This window comes from Streptomyces sp. BR123, assembly GCF_013401435.1.
Lineage (GTDB): Bacteria > Actinomycetota > Actinomycetes > Streptomycetales > Streptomycetaceae > Streptomyces.
The window spans coordinates 1-20,557 of sequence record NZ_JACBGN010000115.1 but is presented as its reverse complement, the minus strand read 5'-3'; the positions used below and the strand labels follow the sequence as shown (position 1 = coordinate 20,557).

General features: G+C 73.7%; 19 protein-coding genes. 5 read left to right on the top strand and 14 right to left on the bottom strand.

Going from position 1 to position 20,557, the window contains the following annotated elements; all coding sequences use genetic code 11:
- From HYE82_RS19030 to infC, 8 genes are all read right to left on the bottom strand, one after another.
- A partial coding sequence (locus tag HYE82_RS19030; protein WP_256987409.1) for a PP2C family protein-serine/threonine phosphatase occupies positions 1-853 on the bottom strand: 853 nt, incomplete at its 3' end.
- A 165-nt stretch (positions 854-1,018) separates the two neighbouring features.
- On the bottom strand, positions 1,019-3,547 hold the full coding sequence (pheT, locus tag HYE82_RS19025; protein WP_179175298.1) for a phenylalanine--tRNA ligase subunit beta: 2,529 nt from the start codon (positions 3,545-3,547) through the stop codon (positions 1,019-1,021).
- Entirely contained in the window at positions 3,547-4,677 is a 1,131-nt protein-coding gene (gene pheS, locus HYE82_RS19020; protein ID WP_179175297.1) for a phenylalanine--tRNA ligase subunit alpha, read from the bottom strand. The genes pheT and pheS overlap by 1 nt, the downstream gene beginning before the upstream one ends.
- Positions 4,678-4,832: 155 nt before the next feature.
- Entirely contained in the window at positions 4,833-6,050 is a 1,218-nt protein-coding gene (locus HYE82_RS19015) for an ATP-binding protein (protein WP_179175296.1), read from the bottom strand.
- Between the two features lie 55 nt (positions 6,051-6,105).
- Complete coding sequence (locus tag HYE82_RS19010) at positions 6,106-6,969, bottom strand: RNA methyltransferase (protein WP_179175295.1); 864 nt, start codon at positions 6,967-6,969, stop codon at positions 6,106-6,108.
- A 160-nt stretch (positions 6,970-7,129) separates the two neighbouring features.
- Entirely contained in the window at positions 7,130-7,522 is a 393-nt protein-coding gene (gene rplT, locus HYE82_RS19005; RefSeq protein WP_179175294.1) for a 50S ribosomal protein L20, read from the bottom strand.
- Positions 7,523-7,618: 96 nt separating this feature from the next.
- Positions 7,619-7,813 carry a 50S ribosomal protein L35 gene (rpmI, locus tag HYE82_RS19000; protein ID WP_114056849.1) on the bottom strand — a complete coding sequence of 65 codons (195 nt, stop codon included), beginning with the start codon at positions 7,811-7,813 and terminating at the stop codon, positions 7,619-7,621.
- Positions 7,814-7,917: 104 nt separating this feature from the next.
- The gene (gene infC, locus HYE82_RS18995) at positions 7,918-8,619 is read right to left on the bottom strand and encodes a translation initiation factor IF-3 (RefSeq protein WP_179175301.1); all 702 of its coding nucleotides are present in this window, start codon (positions 8,617-8,619) and stop codon (positions 7,918-7,920) included.
- 351 nt (positions 8,620-8,970) lie between these two features.
- Here infC and HYE82_RS18990 point away from each other — a divergent pair, with 351 nt between their 5' ends.
- Entirely contained in the window at positions 8,971-9,348 is a 378-nt protein-coding gene (locus tag HYE82_RS18990; RefSeq protein ID WP_179175293.1) for a DUF1844 domain-containing protein, read from the top strand.
- A gap of 101 nt (positions 9,349-9,449) precedes the next feature.
- Here HYE82_RS18990 and HYE82_RS18985 read toward each other — a convergent pair whose 3' ends face one another.
- The 3 genes from HYE82_RS18985 to HYE82_RS18975 form a co-directional block, all read right to left on the bottom strand.
- Positions 9,450-10,196, bottom strand: coding sequence for an SseB family protein (locus HYE82_RS18985; protein WP_179175292.1), 747 nt, complete (start codon positions 10,194-10,196; stop codon positions 9,450-9,452).
- Between the two features lie 105 nt (positions 10,197-10,301).
- The gene (gene mycP, locus HYE82_RS18980; RefSeq protein ID WP_179175291.1) at positions 10,302-11,480 is read right to left on the bottom strand and encodes a type VII secretion-associated serine protease mycosin; all 1,179 of its coding nucleotides are present in this window, start codon (positions 11,478-11,480) and stop codon (positions 10,302-10,304) included.
- Positions 11,477-12,316 carry a hypothetical protein gene (locus HYE82_RS18975; RefSeq protein ID WP_179175290.1) on the bottom strand — a complete coding sequence of 280 codons (840 nt, stop codon included), beginning with the start codon at positions 12,314-12,316 and terminating at the stop codon, positions 11,477-11,479. The genes mycP and HYE82_RS18975 overlap by 4 nt, the downstream gene beginning before the upstream one ends.
- Before the next feature lie 167 nt (positions 12,317-12,483).
- Here HYE82_RS18975 and HYE82_RS18970 point away from each other — a divergent pair, with 167 nt between their 5' ends.
- Entirely contained in the window at positions 12,484-13,689 is a 1,206-nt protein-coding gene (locus HYE82_RS18970; RefSeq protein WP_179175289.1) for an amino acid deaminase/aldolase, read from the top strand.
- Positions 13,690-13,920: 231 nt separating this feature from the next.
- Positions 13,921-14,349, top strand: coding sequence for a hypothetical protein (locus tag HYE82_RS18965; protein ID WP_179175288.1), 429 nt, complete (start codon positions 13,921-13,923; stop codon positions 14,347-14,349).
- Positions 14,350-14,487: 138 nt separating this feature from the next.
- On the opposite strand, the gene HYE82_RS18960 is transcribed toward HYE82_RS18965, so the two are convergent.
- The 3 genes from HYE82_RS18960 to HYE82_RS18950 form a co-directional block, all read right to left on the bottom strand.
- Positions 14,488-15,291 carry a 3-oxoacyl-ACP reductase gene (locus HYE82_RS18960; protein ID WP_179175287.1) on the bottom strand — a complete coding sequence of 268 codons (804 nt, stop codon included), beginning with the start codon at positions 15,289-15,291 and terminating at the stop codon, positions 14,488-14,490.
- Between the two features lie 4 nt (positions 15,292-15,295).
- The gene (locus HYE82_RS18955; RefSeq protein WP_309144375.1) at positions 15,296-16,675 is read right to left on the bottom strand and encodes an aldehyde dehydrogenase family protein; all 1,380 of its coding nucleotides are present in this window, start codon (positions 16,673-16,675) and stop codon (positions 15,296-15,298) included.
- Between the two features lie 62 nt (positions 16,676-16,737).
- Entirely contained in the window at positions 16,738-18,102 is a 1,365-nt protein-coding gene (locus HYE82_RS18950) for a glutamine synthetase family protein (protein WP_179175286.1), read from the bottom strand.
- Positions 18,103-18,179: 77 nt separating this feature from the next.
- Here HYE82_RS18950 and HYE82_RS18945 point away from each other — a divergent pair, with 77 nt between their 5' ends.
- Both HYE82_RS18945 and eat read left to right on the top strand, forming a co-directional pair.
- Positions 18,180-18,926, top strand: a complete 747-nt coding sequence (locus tag HYE82_RS18945) for a FadR/GntR family transcriptional regulator (protein ID WP_179175285.1) — start codon at positions 18,180-18,182, stop codon at positions 18,924-18,926.
- Between the two features lie 128 nt (positions 18,927-19,054).
- Positions 19,055-20,524 carry an ethanolamine permease gene (gene eat, locus HYE82_RS18940; protein ID WP_218782792.1) on the top strand — a complete coding sequence of 490 codons (1,470 nt, stop codon included), beginning with the start codon at positions 19,055-19,057 and terminating at the stop codon, positions 20,522-20,524.
- Positions 20,525-20,557 lie beyond the last annotated feature (33 nt).

The window sequence follows — 20,557 nt, the reverse complement described above, 5'->3', positions numbered from 1 at the left end:
CCCCCTCCCCCGCGGGCGCCCCGTCGGCTTCCCGTCCCGCCGCGGGCCGGAGCGCACATCCTCTCCTCGCCCGGGGCACGGCCCCTCCCGGCCCCGTCGGCAGGTACGGCGCGGGTACGGACAGCGCCACCCGGTTTCGGGCCGGGGCGGCGGGCGGGACGGCCCCACGCGGCTCCGGCGGATCGCCCTGCGGACGGCGCAGCAGAACCGGCCACGGGTGGCCGCAGTTGAGGGCCGCCACGGCGCCGTCCCTCCCGATCTCCAGCAGCAGCACCGTCACGAAGTCCTCCGCGGACGGGGATTCGGGCTCGGCCGGGCAGGCGGACGGGTGTTCCGCCCGGGCCCGCTCCCGTACGTGCCGCCCGAGCGCCCGCTCCATGCGCCGCAGCACCCCGGCCAGCGAGGCCTCGTCGTAGGCCGCCTCGCGGAAGGCGCCCAGCACCGCGGCCGCGGCCGCCAGCGCCGGCAGGCCGTGCCCGCGTACGTCCCCGATGACGAGCCTCACCCCGTACGGGGTGGGCACGGCCTCGTACAGGTCGCCGCCGACCGCCGCGCCCCGGCTGGCCGACAGCTGGGCCGCCGCCATTGCGAGCCCCTCGATCCGACCGGGCAAGGGCCGCAGCAGCGCCCGCTGGGCGGCGCCCGCGATCTCCTGGGAGCGTCTGAGCCGGGCCCTCAGGCCGCGCCGGACGTGCAGGGCGCAGACGGCGGCGAGGAGCAGGAAGGCGGCGCAGCTGGCGAGTCCGGCCCACAGCGGCCGCCCGGGCGCGGACAGCTCCCAGGACACCGCGGCGCCGCCCCATGCGAGGACGCCCGCCCGGCGCAGCTGGGTCATCTCCCCACGCGTGATCATCCCTGGGACTCCCCGTGTCCGGCCCTGGGCACCCGGCCGCCTCGATTCTGGCGACCCGGTCCGCCCCGGAACACGGCCGGAGAAGGTTCTCACCCGAATGAGTGAGGGGCGCATCCGGTTCCCCGGATACGCCCCTCACCTGGCCCTACGCGTGGCGGACGGCGGCTAAGCGCCGCGCAGCACCGCACCGGTGCGCTCGGCGGCCAGCGCCACCGCCGCGTCACGGGCGGCCGTGGACTCCTCGGCCGTCAGCGTGCGGTCGGCCGCGCGGAAGCGCAGCGCGTACGCCAGGGACTTCTTGCCCTCGCCCACCTGCTCGCCGGTGAACACGTCGAACAGCCGCAGCGACTCCAGCAGTTCGCCCGCGCCCTTGCGCAGCGCCGCCTCGACGTCGGCCGCCGGGACGGACGCGTCGACGATCAGCGCGACGTCCTGGGTCGCCACCGGGAAGGAGGAGATCCGGGGCGCCTCCACGGCTTCGCCGCCGGCCGCCGCGAGACGGTCGAGGTCGAGCTCCATCGCGCTGGTGCGGGCCGGCAGGCCCAGCGCCTTCACGACGCGCGGGTGCAGCTCGCCCGCGTGGCCGATGACCTGCTCGACCCCGTCGAGGGTGACGACGAGCTCGGCGCAGCGGCCCGGGTGCCAGGGACCGTACTGGCCCTGGCGCACGACGAGCTCCGCCCCGGCCTCGACGGCCAGCGCGCGGGCGGCCTGGACGGCGTCCGCCCAGTCGGCCGGGCGGCCCTTGCCCCACCAGCCGGCCTGCTCGCGCGCTCCGGCCAGCACGACCGCGGCGTACCGCGGCTGGGCCGGCAGGGCGGCGTCGAGCGCGGCGATCTCCTCGTCCGTGGGACGGCGGTCCACGGGCAGCCGCACCGCGACGCCCGGCCGGTCGCCGGCCCGGAAGACCGAACCGGTCTCGAACAGGGCGAGGTCGTGGCTGCCGCGGCTGTCGTTGCGGCGCAGCGCCTGGAGCAGGCCCGGCAGCAGCGTGGTGCGCAGCGCCGGCTCCTCGTCGGAGAGCGGGTTGACCAGCTGCACGACCTGCCGGGCGGCGTCGTGCGCGGGCAGCTGCAGCTGGTCGAGGACCTGCTCGCCGATGAACGGGTAGTTCAGCGCCTCGACGTAGCCGGCGCCGGCCAGTGCCCGGCCGACCCGGCGGTGCAGCTGCTGGCGCGCGGTCAGACCGCGGCCGGACGGCACCTGGGGCAGGGTCGACGGGAGATTGGCGTAGCCCTCCAGCCGGATGACCTCTTCGACGAGGTCGTTCGGCTCGGCGAGGTCGGGCCGCCACGACGGGACGGTGACGACGAGCTCGTCCTGGCCGTAGACGTCGCAGCCGACCTCCTGGAGGCGGCGGACGACGGTCTCGCGGCCGTAGTCGACGCCCGCGACCTTGTCCGGGTGGTCCGCGCGCATCGCGACGGTGCGCGGGGCGCCCGGGGCGACGAGCTCGGTCACGCCGGCCTCGGCGGTGCCGCCGGCGAGCAGCACGAGCAGGTCGACGGTCCGCTGCGCCGCCGCGGAGGCGGCCTGCGGGTCGACGCCGCGCTCGAAACGCTTGGAGGCCTCCGAGGAGAGCTTCAGGCGGCGGGCGGTGCGCGAGATGGAGACCGGGTCGAAGTGCGCGGCCTCGATCACGACGTCCGTGGTGCCGGTGACGGCGCCCGTCTCCGGATCGGCCACGGAGTCCGCGATCTCCGTGTCGGCTCCGCCCATGACGCCGGCGAGGCCGATCGGCCCGCTGTTGTCGGTGATCACCAGGTCCTCGGCGTCCAGGGTGCGCTTGACCCCGTCGAGGGTGGTGAACTTCTCGCCCTGCTCGGCCCGGCGGACGCCGATGGCGCCGTCCAGGCGGGAGCGGTCGTAGGCGTGCAGCGGCTGGCCCAGCTCCAGCATCACGTAGTTCGTGACGTCCACGGCGAGGGAGATCGGGCGCATTCCGGCCTTCTGCAGGCGGCGCTTGAGCCAGATCGGGGAGCGGGCCTCGGGGTCCAGGCCGGTGACGGTGCGCGCGGTGAAGCGGTCGCACCCGGCCGGGTCCTCGATCTTGACGAGGTAGCCGTAGGAGTTCGGCGCGGGGACGTCGAGCAGCGCCGGGTCGCGCAGCGGCAGGCCGAACGCGGTGGCGGTCTCACGGGCGATGCCGCGCATCGACATGCAGTAGCCGCGGTCGGGGGTGACGTCGATGTCGAGGACCTCGTCGACGAGCTCCAGCAGCTCGATGGCGTCGGTGCCGACCTCGTGCTCCGGCGGCAGCACGATGATGCCGTGCGTGCCGTCGTCGCCCATGCCCAGCTCGTCGCCGGAGCAGATCATGCCGTGCGAGTTCTTGCCGTACGTCTTGCGCGAGGCGATCGCGAAGTCGCCTGGCAGGACCGCGCCGGGCAGCGCCACGACGACCTTGTCGCCCACGGAGAAGTTCCGGGCGCCGCAGACGATCTCCTGGGGCTCGCCGGTGCCGTTGGCCCGGCCGACGTCGACGGTGCAGAAGCGGATGGGCTTCTTGAACTCCGTCAGCTCCTCGATGGTCAGCACCTGGCCGACGGCGAGGGGACCGGTCAGGTCCGCGCCGAGCTGCTCGACGGTCTCGACCTCCAGGCCGGCGTCGATGAGCTTGGCAGCGACGTCTCGACCGGTGGTGCCCGCGGGCAGGTCGACGTACTCCCGCAGCCAAGAAAGCGGGACCCGCATCAGATCTCCATCCCGAACGGCCGGGTGAACCGGACGTCACCCTCGACCATGTCTCGCATGTCTTCCACGTTGTGCCGGAACATCAGCATCCGCTCGATGCCGAAGCCGAAGGCGAACCCGCTGTACTCCTCGGGGTCCACACCGCAGGCGATGAGCACCTTCGGATTGACCATGCCGCAGCCGCCCAGCTCGATCCAGCCCTCGCTGGAGCAGGTACGGCACGGGCGGTCGGGGTTGCCCACCGACGCGCCGCGGCACACGTAGCACTGCATGTCCATCTCGGCGGACGGCTCGGTGAACGGGAAGAAGTGCGGACGCAGGCGGGTCGTGGTCTCCTCGCCGAAGAGCTCCTTGACCATGTGGTCGATGGTGCCCCTGAGGTCGGCCATGGTCAGGCCCTTGTCCACGGCCAGCAGCTCGACCTGGTGGAAGACCGGGGTGTGCGTGGCGTCGAGCTCGTCGGTGCGGTACACGCGGCCCGGGCAGACGATGTAGACGGGCGGCTCACGGCGCTCCAGGAGCGAGCGGGCCTGCACCGGCGAGGTGTGGGTGCGCAGCACGACACCGGACTCGTCGCCCCGGACACCCTCGGGGCCCTGGACGAAGAACGTGTCCTGCATCTGCCGCGCCGGGTGGTCCGGCGTGAAGTTGAGGGCGTCGAAGTTGAACCACTCCGCCTCGACCTCGGGGCCCTCGGCGACCTCGTAGCCCATGGCCACGAAGACGTCCGCGATGCGCTCCATGAGCGTGGTCAGAGGGTGGCGGGCGCCGGCCGGGACACGGTCGTACGGCAGCGTGACGTCCACGGCCTCCTCGACCAGGACGCGCTCGTCGCGCTCGGCCTCCAGCTGGGCGAGGCGCTCCGCGTACGCCTTGTTCACGGCGCCGCGGGCCTGGCCCACGCGCTTGCCCGCCTCGGCCTTGGCCTGCGGAGGCAGCGCGCCGATCTCGCGGTTGGCGAGGGCGAGCGGCGACGTGCCGCCGGCGTGGGCGGTCTTCGCGTGCGTCAGTTCGTCGAGGTCGCCGGCGGCCGCGAAGGCGGCGAGCGCCTCGTCCCGCATGCGCTCGATCTCTTCCGGTTTCAGTGCCTCGACCTCGACAGGGTCGTACGACTTGTTGGGTGCCGACATCTCTTCCCGTACTTCCGATGGGCTGGCTGGAGGTCCCCGCTCGACACAAGGAGGCTCGACACAAGGACACAAAGGTGCCAAAGGACGAGTCTACGGGCCGCGGGGGAGGTGAGGAGCCCGAGGGCCGCCTGGCGAGACGCTCCGCAGTGCTGGTGCTACTGCGCGAGGTACGCGGGCGCGCCGACGGGCAGGATAAATCGGAACTCGGCGCCGCCGCCGGGGCCGCGGCCGACCGTGATGGTGCCGCCGTGGGCTTCCACGATGCCCTTGACGATGTACAGGCCCAGGCCGGTGCCGCCGCGCTTGCTGCCCCGCCAGAAGCGGGTGAAGACGCGGCCCATCGACTCCTCGGGGATACCGGGGCCCTCATCGGTCACGGTGACGGCTGTTCCCTTCTCGGTCTTGCCCGCAGCGTTCGTCAGGCTGGTCGGCGATACGTCGATGGTGACGGTTCCCTCGCCGTGGCGCACCGCATTTTCCAGGAGGTTGCCGAGGATCTGGTCGATCTTGTCCGGGTCGGCCCACAGGGCGGGCAGGGAGCGGCTCACGCGGACGAGGAACCGGTCGGGGGCCTGGCCGTTCGCGGTGAGGGCCTGCACGTGCCGGCCGACGGCGGCGGCGATGTCGACGGGCTGGCGGCGGACCTCCAGGCGCCCGGAGTCGATGCGGGAGATGTCGAGGAGTTCGGCGATCAGGCGGGTGATGCGGCCGGCGTCGGCGTCGACGGTCTCCAGCATCAGGCGCTTCTGGTCGTCGGTGAACCGCTCCCATTTGGCGAGGAGGGTCGCGGTGAACCCCTTGACGGAGGTCAGCGGGGAGCGCAGCTCGTGGGCGACGGTGGCGATCAGCTCGGCGTGGCTGCGCTCGGTGCGGCGGCGGGCCTCGGTGCCGCGCAGGGTGACGACGAGGCGGCGCAGCGGGCCGGTGGGGTAGGCGCGTACGTACCGGGCGGAGACGAGGACCTCGCGGCCGCCGGGGAGCAGGAGGTTCCGCTCGGGCTGGCCGCGGCGGGTGGCGAGGCCGCCGTACGGGTCGGTCAGGGCCCACCAGCGGCGGCCCTCGAGGTCCTCCAGCGGAAGGGCCCGGTCGATGCGGGCGCCGAGGGCCTCGGCCGGGGCGAGGGCGGTGATCCGGGCGGCGGCGGAGTTGAAGCAGATGACCCGGCCGGTGTCGTCGGCGACGACGAGCCCGTCGGGCAGGTCGTCGGGGTCGATGCCGAGGCCGGTGGCGTCGGCGGTGTCCGGGCCGGCGGCTGCCGGGCCGGCCGGGTCCGGGCCTGCGCGGCCGCCCGGGTGCTGCGCGGGCACGGCTCCCAGGGAGGGCGTCCCCGCCGCGTTCCTGGCCGCTGGCGAGCTGTTCGTACCGACGGTCATGTCCCCGTACCCCACATCTCCGAGTAGCGCAGTGGGCCCCCGGGCGGCCACATTACTAGCTGGGGGTCACGGAGCGGCACCCTCCGGGCGCCCGCTGTGCACGCGCGGAAGCATAGAGGCACACGGCGGCGGCCGTGGCGAGGTTCAGGCTTTCCGCTTTGCCGTGGATCGGGACGCGTACGACGGCATCGGCGAGCGCCCGGGTCTCCTCGGGCAGGCCCCAGGCCTCGTTGCCGAAGACCCAGGCGGAGGGGCCGCCCATGGTGCCCGCGTCGAGCTCGGCGTCCAGGTCGTCCTCGCCGGCCCCGTCGGCGGCGAGGATCCGCACGCCGGCCGCACGCAGCCCCTCGACGGCCCGCTCCACGGGCACGCCGACGGCGACGGGCAGGTGGAAGAGGGAGCCCACGGAGGCGCGGACGGACTTGGGGTTGTACAGGTCGACGGAGGCGTCGGTCAGGACGACCGCGTCGGCGCCGGCCGCGTCGGCGCAGCGGAGCACCGTACCGGCGTTCCCGGGGTCGCGGACGTGGGCGAGGACGGCGACGAGCCGGGGCCGGGCGGCGAGGATCTCCTCGAACGGCGAGTCGAGGAAGTGGCAGACGCCGACGATGCCCTGGGGGGTGACGGTCTGCGATACCTCGGCGAGCACCTCGTCGGAGGCGTGGTGGACGCGGGCGCCGGCGGCGCGGGCGGCGGCGATGATCTCGCTGTAGCGCTCGGCGGCCTCGACGGTGGCGAACAGCTCGATCAGGGTGGGGCCGGTGGCCCCGCGGTGCTCGACGGCCTCGCGGACGGCCTGGGGGCCCTCGGCGAGGAAGCGGCGCTCCTTGGTGCGGAAGTTGCGCCGTGCCAGCCGCCTCGCGGCGGCCACCCGCGGGGACCGGGGGGAGATCAGCTCGGCGGGGGCGGGGGTACCCATGGTCGGTCGGCTCGCTTCCGTGCGTACTGCGGGTGTGCTGCGGGTGTACCGCGGGCGCGGCAAGGGGTGCGGGGCGGGGCCCCACACGCACCGGACCCGCAGGCACAGGGCCTGCGGGTCCGGGCTGAAGCCAGTGAAGGCCTGCTGCTCAAGCGAGTGCTCAGGCGGCGGCGGGGGCCTTCGGGGCGTTCACGTCGGCCGGGAGCGCCTTCTGGGCGACCTCGACCAGCGCGGCGAACGCGTTGGCGTCGTTGACGGCCAGCTCCGCGAGGATCTTGCGGTCCACCTCGATGTTGGCGGCCTTCAGACCCTGGATGAGGCGGTTGTACGTCATGCCGTTCTGGCGGGCAGCGGCGTTGATGCGCTGGATCCACAGCTGACGGAAGTCGCCCTTGCGCTTCTTGCGGTCGTTGTAGTTGTAGACCAGCGAGTGGGTGACCTGCTCCTTGGCCTTGCGGTACAGGCGCGAACGCTGACCGCGGTAGCCGGAGGCCGCCTCGAGGATCGCCCGGCGCTTCTTGTGGGCGTTTACTGCCCGCTTGACGCGTGCCACTTGTTAACTCCTTGTAGCGGGGCCGCGGGTGTGGTCACGCGGCCCGAAAGTTCGATGGGTACCGGTCTTGGCATCCCGCCCCGGTGGGGCGGGACGTCAGATGCCGAGAAGCTTCTTGATCTTCGCGGCGTCGCCCGGGGCCATCTCGGCGTTGCCGGTGAGGCGACGCGTCAGCTTGGACGACTTGTGCTCGAGCAGGTGGCGCTTGCCGGCGCGCTCACGGAGCACCTTGCCGGAGCCGGTGACCTTGAAGCGCTTCTTGGTACCGCTGTGCGTCTTGTTCTTCGGCATGGCGCCGTTATCTCCTCGTCAGTGGCGTCCCCACCGGTCCGGTGCCGGACCGGCTTGCGGGAACGTCATGGTGTGTCGGTGATCCGGGACCGGATGCCCCGGGATCAGGCCTCGGCCTGGGCCTCGTCAGAGGCGTCGGCAGCCTCGGCAACCTCGGCAGGAGCGACGTCGTCGCCCTCCGCGGCGTCCGCTTCCTTGGCGGCGGCCGCACCCTGGCGCTCGGCCTTGCGGGCGGCCTGGGCCTCGCGGGCTTCGGCCATCGCCTCGGTCTTCTTCTTGTGGGGACCGAGAACCATGATCATGTTGCGGCCGTCCTGCTTCGGGTTCGACTCGACGAAACCGAGGTCCTGGACGTCCTCCGCCAGACGCTGCAGCAGTCGGTAGCCGAGTTCCGGCCGGGACTGCTCGCGACCACGGAACATGATCGTGATCTTGACCTTGTCGCCCTGCTTGAGGAACCGAACGACGTGACCCTTCTTGGTGTCGTAGTCGTGCGGGTCGATCTTCGGCCGGAGCTTCATCTCCTTGATGACCGTGTGCGCCTGGTTCTTGCGCGCCTCACGGGCCTTCATCGCCGACTCGTACTTGAACTTGCCGTAGTCCATGAGCTTGCAGACCGGCGGACGGGCAGACGCTGCGACCTCGACCAGGTCCAGGTCGTACTCCTGCGCGAGTTCAAGCGCCTTCGCAAGCGGGACGATGCCCACCTGTTCGCCGCTGGGACCGACGAGTCGCACCTCAGGGACACGAATCCGATCGTTGATGCGGGGCTCGGTGCTGATGGATCCTCCTCGGTAGCACCACACGGCTGTCAGGCAGACAGCCGCTGACGTCTGTGTCGTCGTGACCAACCGCGGCAGGGCAAGAAAAATGCCCCGACGGGCACAGGCAGGGGCTCCAAGACAACCGGAGCACCGCCGCATGCGAACCGCGGGGCGCAGACTCGGGCGGCTTTCCATCGTCCGTACGGAACGATGGATACCGCCTGACCGGTGACCCGCCGCCCCGGAGGGCGGTCAGGTGGGAGAACGGAGCCTCCACTTGTGGGCCGGGGACACAGGTCTCCGGCCGGTCGTAGCCCAATATAGCATTCCGCGCCAGACCTGCTCACCCGGTGGCAGGTCAGGCGCCCGCGCGACCCGGCTTATCGTGTGGGCATGACTGACGCGACCCCCTCCCCCGCCGCCGACGCCGACCAGGCCCCCGACTACGACGACCTGACGCGTGACATCGCGGACGTGCCCGCCGTCGAGGTGATCACCACGGTGGCCGTGCACCTGCTGAGCGCCGCGGCGGTCAACCTGGGCCTCGACAAGCCGGACTCCGAGCACAAGGACCTCGACGAGGCCCGCAAGCTGATCACGGCCCTGGCCGGCCTGGTCACGGCCAGCGCCACCGAGATCAGCTCCTTCCACGCGGCCCCGCTGCGCGACGGCCTGAAGTCGCTCCAGCTCGCGTTCCGCGAGGCGTCGGTCGTCCAGGACGAGCCGGGCCAGGGACCGGGCGAGAAGTTCACCGGCCCCGTCTACGCCTGACCGCCGCAGTCAGGGAACGGCATGCGGGAGGGCCGGGGCGCTGCGCCCCGGCCCTCCCGTTTTTCGTGCTTCTTCTCACTCCGGTTCCCGCTCCGGCGGGCTCAGCGGGTGAAGAGCGCCTCCCCCGGCGGGGCCGGGGCCGTCTCGGGGAGCAGCGCCAGGTCCAGCCCGCGCACGAGGCGGGCCCGCAGGGTCTCGTCCGCCGCCAGGGCCTCGGCGATCCGGCGGGCCGCGGCCGCGGCCTCGGCCTGCGGGCCGGCGGCCGGCACGACCGCGAGGATGCCGTCGGCGTCCGCGCCCGCCGGGACCAGGTGGGCACGGAGCACGGCGGGCTCCGCCGCCACCACGGCGCGTACGGCCTCCCGCACCGCCGGATCGGCCAGCGGGTCGGCGTCGGTGCGGCCCTCGGCCAGGGCGAGCAGCGCCGAGCCGGTGAGCTGGTAGGTCACGGGGCCGGCCATGTCGAGGAGCAGCGTGTCGGCCTTCTCGTGCGCGACGGCGGCCAGTGCCTGGCGCAGGGGTACGGCCACGGGCCGGGCGCCCGGGTCCCACAGCGCGAGCGAGGCGATCGAGGTGAACGCGGGCAGCGCGCGCCGGTTCCCCGCCTGCAGGGTGGGGACGGCCATGTCGCTGGTCTTCTCCCGCTTGAGGCCCGTCTCCGGATCGGTCTCGACGTCGCCGAGGATCGCCACGACCGGGACGAGCAGCCGGGCCTCCCGGAGCGCGGCCAGCAGCTCCGGCTCCTTCGCCCGGTCCTCGGACCAGGCGGCCAGGGCCGCGCTCAGCCGGGGGTCGGCGGAGCCGTCGTCGTCGGAAAAACCGGGATCGGGGATGGTTTTGTTCGCCACGTTTCCCGACCCTATCCCCCTCCGCGGCGGCGCCGACGCCCGGTCGGGCCTCGCCGGCCCGGAAGAGCCCCGGCAGGACTCGGGGCCGGTCAGGACCCGGGCCGGTCAGGACTCGGACACGTGCCGCGCGGCTCTGGGCCGCCGGGCCAGTACGGCGGCCAGGGCGAGCAGCGCCAGCCCGGTGCCCGCGGCCACGGGGACGCGGAGCCGCTCCGCCCGGTCGGCGGGGCGGGCGGGCTCGGGGCCCGGGCCGAAGTACCGCTGCGCGGCGGCGACGGGCACGGGGAGCGCCGGCTCGGGGCGCAGGGCCTCCGCGGCCTGGAGGGCGGCGACGGGGTCCACGAGGCCGTGGCCGCGGGAGTCGTCGCGGCCGCCGGCCGGGGCGTCGGCGGCGGTGTCCTGGAGCAGCTTCTTGATCTGGGCCGGGGACAGGTCCGGGTGGGCGGCCCTGAGGAGGGCGACGGTGCCGGAGACGAACGCGGCGGCGGCGCTGGTGCCCCAGCCCTCGTAGTAGGCGCGGTCGGGGTCGGCGATGACGACACCGACTCCGGGGGCGCTGACGCTGGCGTACCAGTTGCGGGTGGAGAAGGCGGCCTTGCGGCCGCTGCGGTCCACGGCGGTCACGGCGATGACCCCGGGGTAGGCGGCCGGGTAGGAGGCGTGGTCGCCCTGGCGGCCGCCGTTGCCCGCGGAGGCGACCACGACGACGCCCTTGGCGAGGGCGTACTGGACGGCCTCGTCCTCGGCGGCCTCGTGGCGGGCGGAGTCGCTGTCGTCGCCGAGCGACAGGTTGATGACGTCCGCGCCGTGGTCGGCGGCCCAGCGGATGCCCTCGGCGAGGGCGCCGCCCTTGCTCTGGCGGGCCGTGGACCGGCCCGGGTCGCCCTCTTCGAGGATCACCCGGACCGGCAGGATCTTCGCCTGCGGTGCCACGCCGAGGACGCCCTGGCGGCGGTTGCGGCCGTGGCCGTGCCCGGCGATGATCCCGGCCATCGCCGTGCCGTGGCGGGCCCAGGCGCGGTCTCCGGGGCCGGCGCCCATGCCGATCAGGTCGGTGCCGTCGAGGACCTGTCCGGCGAGGTCGGGGTGGGTGGAGTCGACGCCGGTGTCGAGGACGGCGACGGTGACGCCGTCGCCCTGGGTGATGCCCCACGCCTCCTCGGCGCGCAGGGCGGTCAGGCCCCATTGGCGGTCGCGTACGGCGTCGGCGGCGGCCGGGGGCGCGGTGGCGCCCACGAGGACGGCGCCGAGGACGAGGGCCGCGGCGGAGCGGGTGCGGCTCATCGGGCGGCCCCTGCGGAGCCGGACCCGGGGCCGGAGCCGGAGCCGGGAGCGGCCGCCGTCGCGGACTTCGGGGCAGTCGGGGAGGCGAGGGAGCGGACGGCGCCCTCCATCCGGTCGGCGACCGCCTTGGCCTCGTGGCCGAGTCCGGCCTGGGCGACGGCGCCGGGGGCGTTCTTCCGCATCGCCTCCTCGGCCGGGACGGGCGCCTCCAGGGTGCGGCCGTCGGCGAACGCGGAGACGGTGTAGACGACGACCGGGGCGTCGGCCAGCACGGACGCGGTCCAGGCGGCGCGGCGGGCGTCCGCGAAGCCGTACGCGGGCGGCGCGGGGAGCCGGCCGCGCAGGCCGGCCATGGCGGTGGCGTCGGCGGGCGTGAACACCATGCCGACGGCGACCAGGGAGCTCCCCGTGGCGTCGGCGTAGGTGGCGCGCAGGACCCGGGTGCAGCCGGTGGGGGCGAGCGCGGTCTGCCAGTCGGGGGCGAGGGCGGGCCCGCAGTCGGAGTCGGGGGCCAGGGCCACCCGCGTCCAGGTGCGGTCGGCGCCGCCGGGGCCGCTGTCGGGGCCGGTCAGGACCGGTGGGAAGAGGCTGTCGGCGGGGGCGGCGCGCCAGAGCGAGGCGGCGGTGCGGTAGGCGGCCTCGGGGGTCGGCGGGCGGCCGGCGGCATGCCGTTCGGCCCAGCCGGTGAGGGCGGCGGCGGCCAGCAGGCCGGTCCCGAGCACGGCGCAGAGGGCGGCCGCCGCGGTGCGGGCTCCGCCGCGGGAGGCGCGCGGAAGGCGGTCGGGATCGGTTTCGGGGTCGGGCAGGGCCGCGGTCTGCGGTGTCGACGTGCTCATCCGGCGGCTCCGCCCCCCGTTTCGTACGGCTGCCTCCGGGGTACTTTACGCGGCCGCCCCTACCGCCCCGGCTCTCCGGCCGGGTGCGACGGCCGGGGTCAGGACCGCCGGGGCGGGTCTGCCCCGGGGGTTACCCGAGGGTACGGCGGCGTGGCAAGCTGCGGCCCATGACTGCTGCCGCCGGTGGGGACCGGGCCCGGTACGACCGGGCCACCGCGCATCTCGACGCTCCCCTGGCCATCGTGGACCTCGATGCGTTCGACGCCAATGCCGGCGATCTGGTGCGGCGGGCCGCCGGGAAGCCGGTCCGGGTCGCGAGCAAGTCGGTCCGCTGCCGGGCGCTGCTCGAACGGGTCCTGGCCCGGCCGGGGTTCGCCGGGATCATGTCGTACACCCTCGCGGAGTCGGTCTGGCTGGCCCGGTCGGGGTTCGAGGACGTGCTGCTGGCCTACCCCTCGGCCGACCGCGCCGGCTTCGCCGAGCTCGCGGGCGATCCGAAGCTGGCGGCGGCGGTCACCGTCATGGTCGACGACCCGGCGCAGCTGGAGCTGATCGACCGGTCCCGCGGCGGCGGCACCCAGGAGATCCGCGTCTGCCTGGAACTGGACACCGCACTGCACCTGTTCGGCGGCCGGGTCCGGGTCGGCGCCCGGCGTTCGCCGCTGCGGGAGCCCGCGCAGCTGGCGGCGCTCGCCCGTACGGTCGCGGCCCGGCCGGGGTTCCGGGTGGTCGGGCTGATGGGGTACGAGGGCCATGTCGCCGGGGTCGGCGACGCGCCGGCCGGGCGTCCGCTGCGGTCCCGGGCCATCCGGCTGATGCAGGCGGCGGCCCGCCGCGAGCTGGCCGCCCGCCGCGCGGAGGCGGTGCGGGCCGTGCGGGCGGTGGTCCCGGACCTGGAGTTCGTCAACGGCGGCGGCACCGGGAGCGTGCAGCAGACGGCCGCCGAGGACGCGGTCACGGAGGTCGCGGCCGGTTCCGGGCTGTACGTGCCGCGGCTGTTCGACCACTACACCTCCTTCCGCGGCCGGCCGGCGGCGCTGTTCGCCCAGCCGGTGGTCCGGCGGCCGGGCGTCGGCGTGGTCACCGTGCTCGGCGGCGGTTACCCGGCCTCGGGCGCGGCCGGCGCCGACCGGCTCCCCGAGCCGTACCTGCCGGCGGGGCTGCGCTACGACCCGCAGGAGGGCGCGGGCGAGGTGCAGACGCCGCTGCTCGGCGCCCCGGCCGACGACCTGCTGATCGGCGACCGGGTGTGGTTCCGGCACGCGAAGGCGGGCGAGCTGTGCGAACGCTTCGACGCCCTGCACCTCGTCGAGGGCGACCGCGTGACGGCGGTCGCCCCCACCTACCGCGGCGAGGGCCGCACGTTCCTCTGACTCCCGCCTCCGACTCCCGGGCGGGGTGACCTCCTCGTGGCCGGCCCGGTCCTCCCCGGGGAGCCGCGTACGCCAGGATTCCGTGGGGAGCGGCTCGGGGAGGAGGCGCTCTCCCCGTCGACGGGGCGTGCGGGAGTGTGGCGGGACACGGGCCGGACACCGGGACGGGGTCCGGCAGCCGTGGCGGAGCCCCGCCGGAGACCACCCCTTACTTCCCCGAGGAGACCTGACATGCGCACGAGTGCGGACAACCTCATCGAGCACCTCCGGGGCAGCGGGCTCAAGGTGGTTGCGGTCGTGGGGAACGAGGCCGGCCCCTCGGTGGAGGACGCCTGGCGGGCCATGGCGGGGTTCGAGGTGGGGCCCAGCGCCTCGTTCCCCCTGGACGCGGACCGGGCGGGGGTGCAGGGGCTGTGGCTCGAGCACGCCCGCCGGGACGGGGTCGTCGGCGACGACGGGACGTTCCTCATCACAGCGGTGGTGACCGGGAGCCGGGAAGTCGGCTGGGTCCGGGTGCGCCTCACCGAGGCCACCGACGTCTCCCGCCTCATCGACGACCAGAGGCGGATCGAGTTCATCGCCCGGTCCGCGTCCGGCGACCACATCTGCGGCATCACCGCGGAAGAGTACGACTACTGGGTCGTCAGCCTCGCCCTCTGATACCACGGCTGGCAGCCGTGTCGGTCCGGTCCGGGATGGTGGTGCCGCCGGGCTTCGGGGCCGGGTGCGGGACGGCCGGACGTCGTGCGACGCCCGGCCGTCGGGTGGGTTGAGCGGGGGACGTGTGGTCCGGTGCGGCTACAGGGGGGTGACGTACGCGCCGGAGATGCCGCCGTCGACGAGGAAGTCGGTGGCGTTGATGAAGGAGGAGTCGTCGCTGGCGAGGAAGGCCACGGCGGCGGCGATCTCCGTGGCCTCGGCGAACCGGCCGAGGGGGATGTGCACGAGGCGGCGGGCGGCCCGCTCGGGGTCCTTGGCGAACAGCTCCTGCAGGAGGGGCGTGTTCACGGGGCCCGGGCACAGCGCGTTGACGCGGATGCCCTCGCGGGCGAACTGGACGCCGAGTTCGCGGGACATGGCGAGCACGCCGCCCTTGGAGGCGGTGTAGGAGATCTGGGAGGTGGCGGCGCCCATGATCGCCACGAAGGAGGCGGTGTTGATGATGGAGCCTCGGCCCTGGCGCTGCATGTAGGGCAGGGCGGCCTTGCAGCACAGGTAGACCGAGGTGAGGTTGACGTCCTGGACGCGCTTCCAGGCCTCCAGGCCGGTGGTGAGGATGGAGTCGTCGTCCGGGGGCGAGATGCCGGCGTTGTTGAAGGCGATGTCGACGGAGCCGTAGGTGTCGAAGGCGGTCTTGAAGAGGGCCTCGACGTCCTCCGGGCTGGTGACGTCGACCTTGACGAAGGTGCCGCCGACCTCTTCGGCGGCGGCCTTGCCGGCGGTCTCGTCGATGTCGGCGCAGACGACGTTGGCGCCTTCGGAGGCGAGGCGGCGGGCGGTGGCGAGGCCGATGCCGCTGCCGGCCCCGGTGATGACGGCGGTGCGGCCGACCAGGCGGCGGCAGACGGTCTCTTCGGTCTCTTCGGTGGGCTGGGCGGTCATTGGTTCAGGCCTCCGTGCTGATGAAGACGTTCTTGGTCTCGGTGAATGCGGTGAGGGCGTCGGGTCCGAGCTCGCGCCCGAGTCCGGACTGCTTGTAGCCGCCGAAGGGCGTCCAGTACCGGACGCTGCTGTGGGAGTTGACGGACAGGTTGCCGGCGGCGACGGCGCGCGAGACGCGCAGTGCGCGGCCGACGTCGCGGGTCCAGAGGGAGCCGGAGAGGCCGTACTCGGTCGCGTTGGCCAGGCGTACGGCGTCCTCCTCGTCCTCGAAGGGCAGGACGACGGCGACGGGCCCGAAGACCTCCTCGGCGGCCACGGGCGCGGTGGGGGCGACGTCCGTGACGAGGGTCGGGGGGTACCAGAAGCCGGGGCCGTCGGGGGCGGTACCGCGGATCGCGGTGAGGTCGTCGGTGACGTAGGAGCGGACGCGGTCCAGCTGGGCGCGCGAGATCAGCGGGCCCATCTGGGTCTTCTCGTCGGCGGGGTCGCCGACGACGACCCCTTCGACACCGGGTGCGAGCAGGTCGAGGAAGCGGTCGTACACGGTCCGCTGGACGAGGATCCGGGTGCGGGCGCAGCAGTCCTGGCCGGTGTTGTCGAGGAAGGACATGGGGGCGGCTGCCGCGGCCGCCTCCAGGTCCGCGTCGGCGAAGACGATGTTGGGGCTCTTGCCGCCGAGTTCGAGGGTGACGCGCTTCACCCGGTCGGCGCACTTGGCCATGATCTGCTTGCCGACGCGGGTGGAGCCGGTGAAGACGATCTTCGCGACTCCGGGGTGTTCGACGAGGGCGTCGCCGGCGGTGTCCCCGCGGCCGGGGAGCACCTGGAAGAGGTGCTCGGGGATCCCGGCTTCGAGGGCGAGTTCGGCGAGGCGCAGCGCGGTGAGGGGGGTGGTCTCGGCGGGCTTGAGGATGACGGCGTTGCCCGCGGCGAGCGCCGGGGCCAGGCCCCAGGCGGCGATCGGCATGGGGAAGTTCCACGGGGCGATGACGCCGATGACGCCGAGGGGTTCGAGGAAGGTGACGTCGATGCCGCCGGGGACGGGGATCTGCCGGCCGGAGAGCCGCTCGACCCCGCCGGCGGCGAAGTCGAGGAGGTCGCGGACGTTGCCGGCCTCCCAGCGGGCGTTGCCGATGGTGTGGCCGGCTTGCCGTACCTCCAGGAGGGCCAGTTCCTCGATGTGCCCGTCGACGACCGCGGCGAACCGGCGCAGCAGCCGGGCCCGGTCGGCGGGGGCGGCGGCCGCCCAGGCCCGCTGGGCCGCGGCGGCGCGGGTGACGGCGGCGTCGACATCGTCCCGTGTGGCGGCCGGGACGATGGCGACGGTTTCCTCGGTGGCCGGATTCAGAACCCTCAGGTGGTCGGGGGCCAGCGCGTCGGACACGTGGTGCCTCTCAGACGTTCGGATCAGGGGTGCGGTGCCGTGCGGTGCCCTGCACGGGTGGGCTAGAGGCGTTCGAAGGAGCGGCGGCGCTCCCAGTCGGTGACGGCGGAGTCGTAGGCGTCCAGTTCGACGCGGGCCATGTTCAGGTAGTGGGCGACGACCTCGGGGCCGAAGGCGGCCTTGGCGATCTCGCTGTTCTCCCACAGCTCCGCGGCCTCCCGCAGGGTGGCGGGGACGTGGGCGTAGTCGCCGGTGTAGGCGTTGCCGGGGCAGGCCTCGGGCAGTTCGAGGCCGTTCTCGATGCCGTGGAGGCCGGCCGCGACCAGGCCCGCGACGGCGAGGTAGGGGTTGACGTCGCCGCCGGGGAGGCGGTTCTCGAAGCGCATGGAGCGCCCGTGGCCGACCACACGGAGGGCGCAGGTCCGGTTGTCCATGCCCCAGGCGACGGCCGTCGGGGCGAAGGATCCCGGCCGGAACCGCTTGTAGGAATTGATGTTCGGGGCGTAGAGAAGGGAGAAGTCGCGCAGCGCGGCGAGCTGGCCGGCCAGGAAGTGCCTCATGACGGGTGACATTCCGCCGGGTCCGTCGCCGGCCATCGCGTTGCGTCCGTCGGTGTCGGTGAGCGAGAGGTGGATGTGACAGGAGTTGCCCTCGCGCTCGTCGAACTTGGCCATGAAGGTGAGCGAGACGCCCTCCTGGGCGGCGATCTCCTTGGCCCCGGTCTTGTAGACGGAGTGCTGGTCGCAGGTGGTCAGGGCCTCGTCGTAGCGGAAGGCGATCTCGTGCTGCCCGAGGTTGCACTCCCCCTTCGCGGACTCCACGACCAGGCCAGCGCCCTGCATCTCGTTGCGGATCCGGCGCAGCAGGGGTTCGATGCGGCCGGTGCCGAGGACGGAGTAGTCGATGTTGTACTGGTTGGCGGGGGTCAGTCCGCGGTAGCCGGAGTCCCAGGCCTGCTCGTAGCTGTTCTTGAAGACCATGAACTCCAGCTCGGTGCCGACCATGGCCGTGTAGCCGTGCCCGGCGAGGCGCTCCAGCTGGCGGCGCAGGATCTGCCGGGGGGCGGCGGTGACGGGCCCGCCGTCGTTCCAGGCGAGGTCCGCGAGGAGCAGGGCGCTGCCGGGGTGCCAGGGGATCCGGCGCAGGGTGGCGAGGTCGGGGTGCATGGCGAAGTCGCCGTAGCCCCGCTCCCAGGAGGACATCTCGTAGCCATCGACGGTGTTCATGTCGGTGTCCACGGCGAGCAGGTAGTTGCAGCCCTCCGTGCCGTGCTCCATGACCTCGTCGAGGAAGAACTGTGCGGCGAACCGCTTGCCCTGGAGCCTGCCCTGCATGTCGGGGAAGGCCAGGACGACTGTGTCGATCTCGCCGGCGGCGACGAGGGCGCGGAGCTCCTCGGGCGCGAGCGGCGGCATGCGGTCAACCACGGGGATCTCTCCTTCGGTGAGCCGAGGAGGCCTAAGGTATTGAAAAGAACCATTGATTGGGAAGGGGAGGAGCAGAGATGACCGACGCGGCGGGCGAAGGCGGCGAGATGGCGCGGCTCAATCCCGTGCTCCGCCAGGTGCGGGCGGGCAACGGTTTCGAGGAGGCGCTCGAACAGATCCTCCAGGTGGTCCGGCTGGGCCTGGTGCCGGGCGGGGAACGCCTGCCGCCCGAGCGGGAGCTGGCGGAGGCGATGGGCATCAGCCGGGTCACCCTGCGCGAGGTGCTCAAGGTGCTCCAGGAGCAGGGCCTGGTGGAAGCGCGCCGCGGGCGGTACGGCGGGACGTTCGTGCTGCCCCGCCCGGACACCCCGGCCGGCGGCACCGAGGACGAGCTGCGCCGGCGCGTGGCGGGCGTGGACCTGGAGGACGTCCTGCGGTTCCGCGAGGTCCTGGAGGTGGGCGCGGCCGGGCTGTGCGCCGCCCAGGGGCTGTCCGAGGAGGACTCCGGGCGGCTGCTCGGCGCGCTGGCCGCCACCCACGACGCACCCCTGGCCGACTACCGCCGCCAGGACACCCTCTTCCACCTCACGCTGTGCGAGCTCGCCGGGTCGGCCACGCTCACCGCCCAGTACGCCGCCGTCCGCGCCAGGGTCAACGACCTGCTGGACTGCATTCCGCTGCTGGTGCGCAACCTGGAGCACTCCCAGGCGCAGCACACCGCGCTCGTGGACGCGGTGCTGGAGCGCAATGCCGACGCGGCCCGCGAGGTCATGCGCGAGCACTGCTGCGGCACGGCGGCGCTGCTGCGCGGATTCCTGGCCTGAGCGGGGCGCCCCGCACGTCACTCCGAGAGGTTTTCGTAACCCTCGTTTTACGCAGGGGTCTTGCGCACTCCGCTCGACTGGCGCAAAGGTACGCGGCACAACCATTGTCCCGGGCAGGAGCGACGCACATGGCCGACGACACCGGGGCACGGCTGACAGCCGTGCCCGAATCCACCAGATCCCCCGAGGGCGGCGACGACTACCTCCAGCGGCGCACCCTGCGCCGCGGCAGCGCCGGATGGCTGCTGCTGACCGGCCTCGGCGTCGCCTACGTCGTCTCCGGCGACTTCTCCGGCTGGAACGTCGGGCTCGCCCAGGGCGGCTTCGGCGGCCTCGCCGTGGCCACCGCCTTGATGGGCGCGATGTACGCCTGCCTGGTGTTCTCCCTCGCGGAGCTGTCCGCGATCCTGCCCACGGCCGGCGGCGGCTACGGCTTCGCCCGCCGGGCGCTCGGCCCCTGGGGCGGCTTCCTCACCGGCACCGCGATCCTCATCGAGTACATCCTGGCCCCGGCCGCGATCGCCATCTTCATCGGCGACTACGTCGAGTCCCTGAACCTCTTCGGCCTCACCTCCGGCTGGCCCGTCTACCTCGCCTGCTTCGCCATCTTCATCGGCATCCACCTGTGGGGCGTCGGCGAGGCCCTGCGCTTCTCCCTCGTCGTCACCGCCGTCGCCGTCGTCGCCCTGATCGTCTTCGCCGTCGGCGCGTTCACCGAGTTCGACCCGGCACGCCTCGACGACATCCCCGTCGACACCGCCGCCCTCGGCGCGAACTCCTGGCTGCCGATGGGCCTGCTGGGCATCTGGGCGGCGTTCCCCTTCGGCATGTGGTTCTTCCTCGGCGTCGAGGGCGTGCCGCTGGCCGCCGAGGAGGCCAAGGACCCGGTCCGCTCGATGCCGCGGGCGCTGTCGACCTCCATGGCCATCCTGGTGCTCCTCGCCCTCGTCACCTTCCTCGCCTCCACCGGCGCGCGCGGCGCCGACGCCATCAAGGACGCCGGCAACCCCCTGGTCGTGGCCCTGGAGGGCGACCCGGGCCTGGGCTGGCTGAAGACCTTCGTCAACTACGCGGGCCTCGCCGGGCTCGTGGCCTCGTTCTTCTCCCTGATCTACGCCGGCTCCCGCCAGCTGTTCGCCCTGTCCCGCGCCGGCTACCTGCCCCGCTTCCTGTCCCTGACCTCTCGCCGCAAGGCGCCGTACCTCGGCCTGCTCATCCCCGGAGCGATCGGCTTCGCGCTCGCCGCGGGCACCGGGAACGGCCCGCGCATGCTCAACATCGCGGTCTTCGGCGCGACCATCTCCTACGCCCTGATGGCCCTGTCGCACATCGTGCTGCGCCGCCGCGAACCGGGCCTGGAGCGCCCGTACCGCACCCCCGGCGGCATCGCGACCTCCTCGGCGGCCTTCCTCCTCGCCCTGTCGGCCCTGGTCGCCACCTTCCTGGTGGACAAGGACGCGGCGTTCATCGCCCTGGGTGTGTACGCCGTCGCCCTCGGCTACTTCGCGTTCTACAGTCGGCACCACCTCGTGGCCTCGGCGCCGGAGGAGGAGTTCGCCGCGCTCGCCCGAGCCGAGGCGGAGCTGACCCGGGACTGACCGGCCCCGCCGGAAACGTCCGCTCCCCCGACC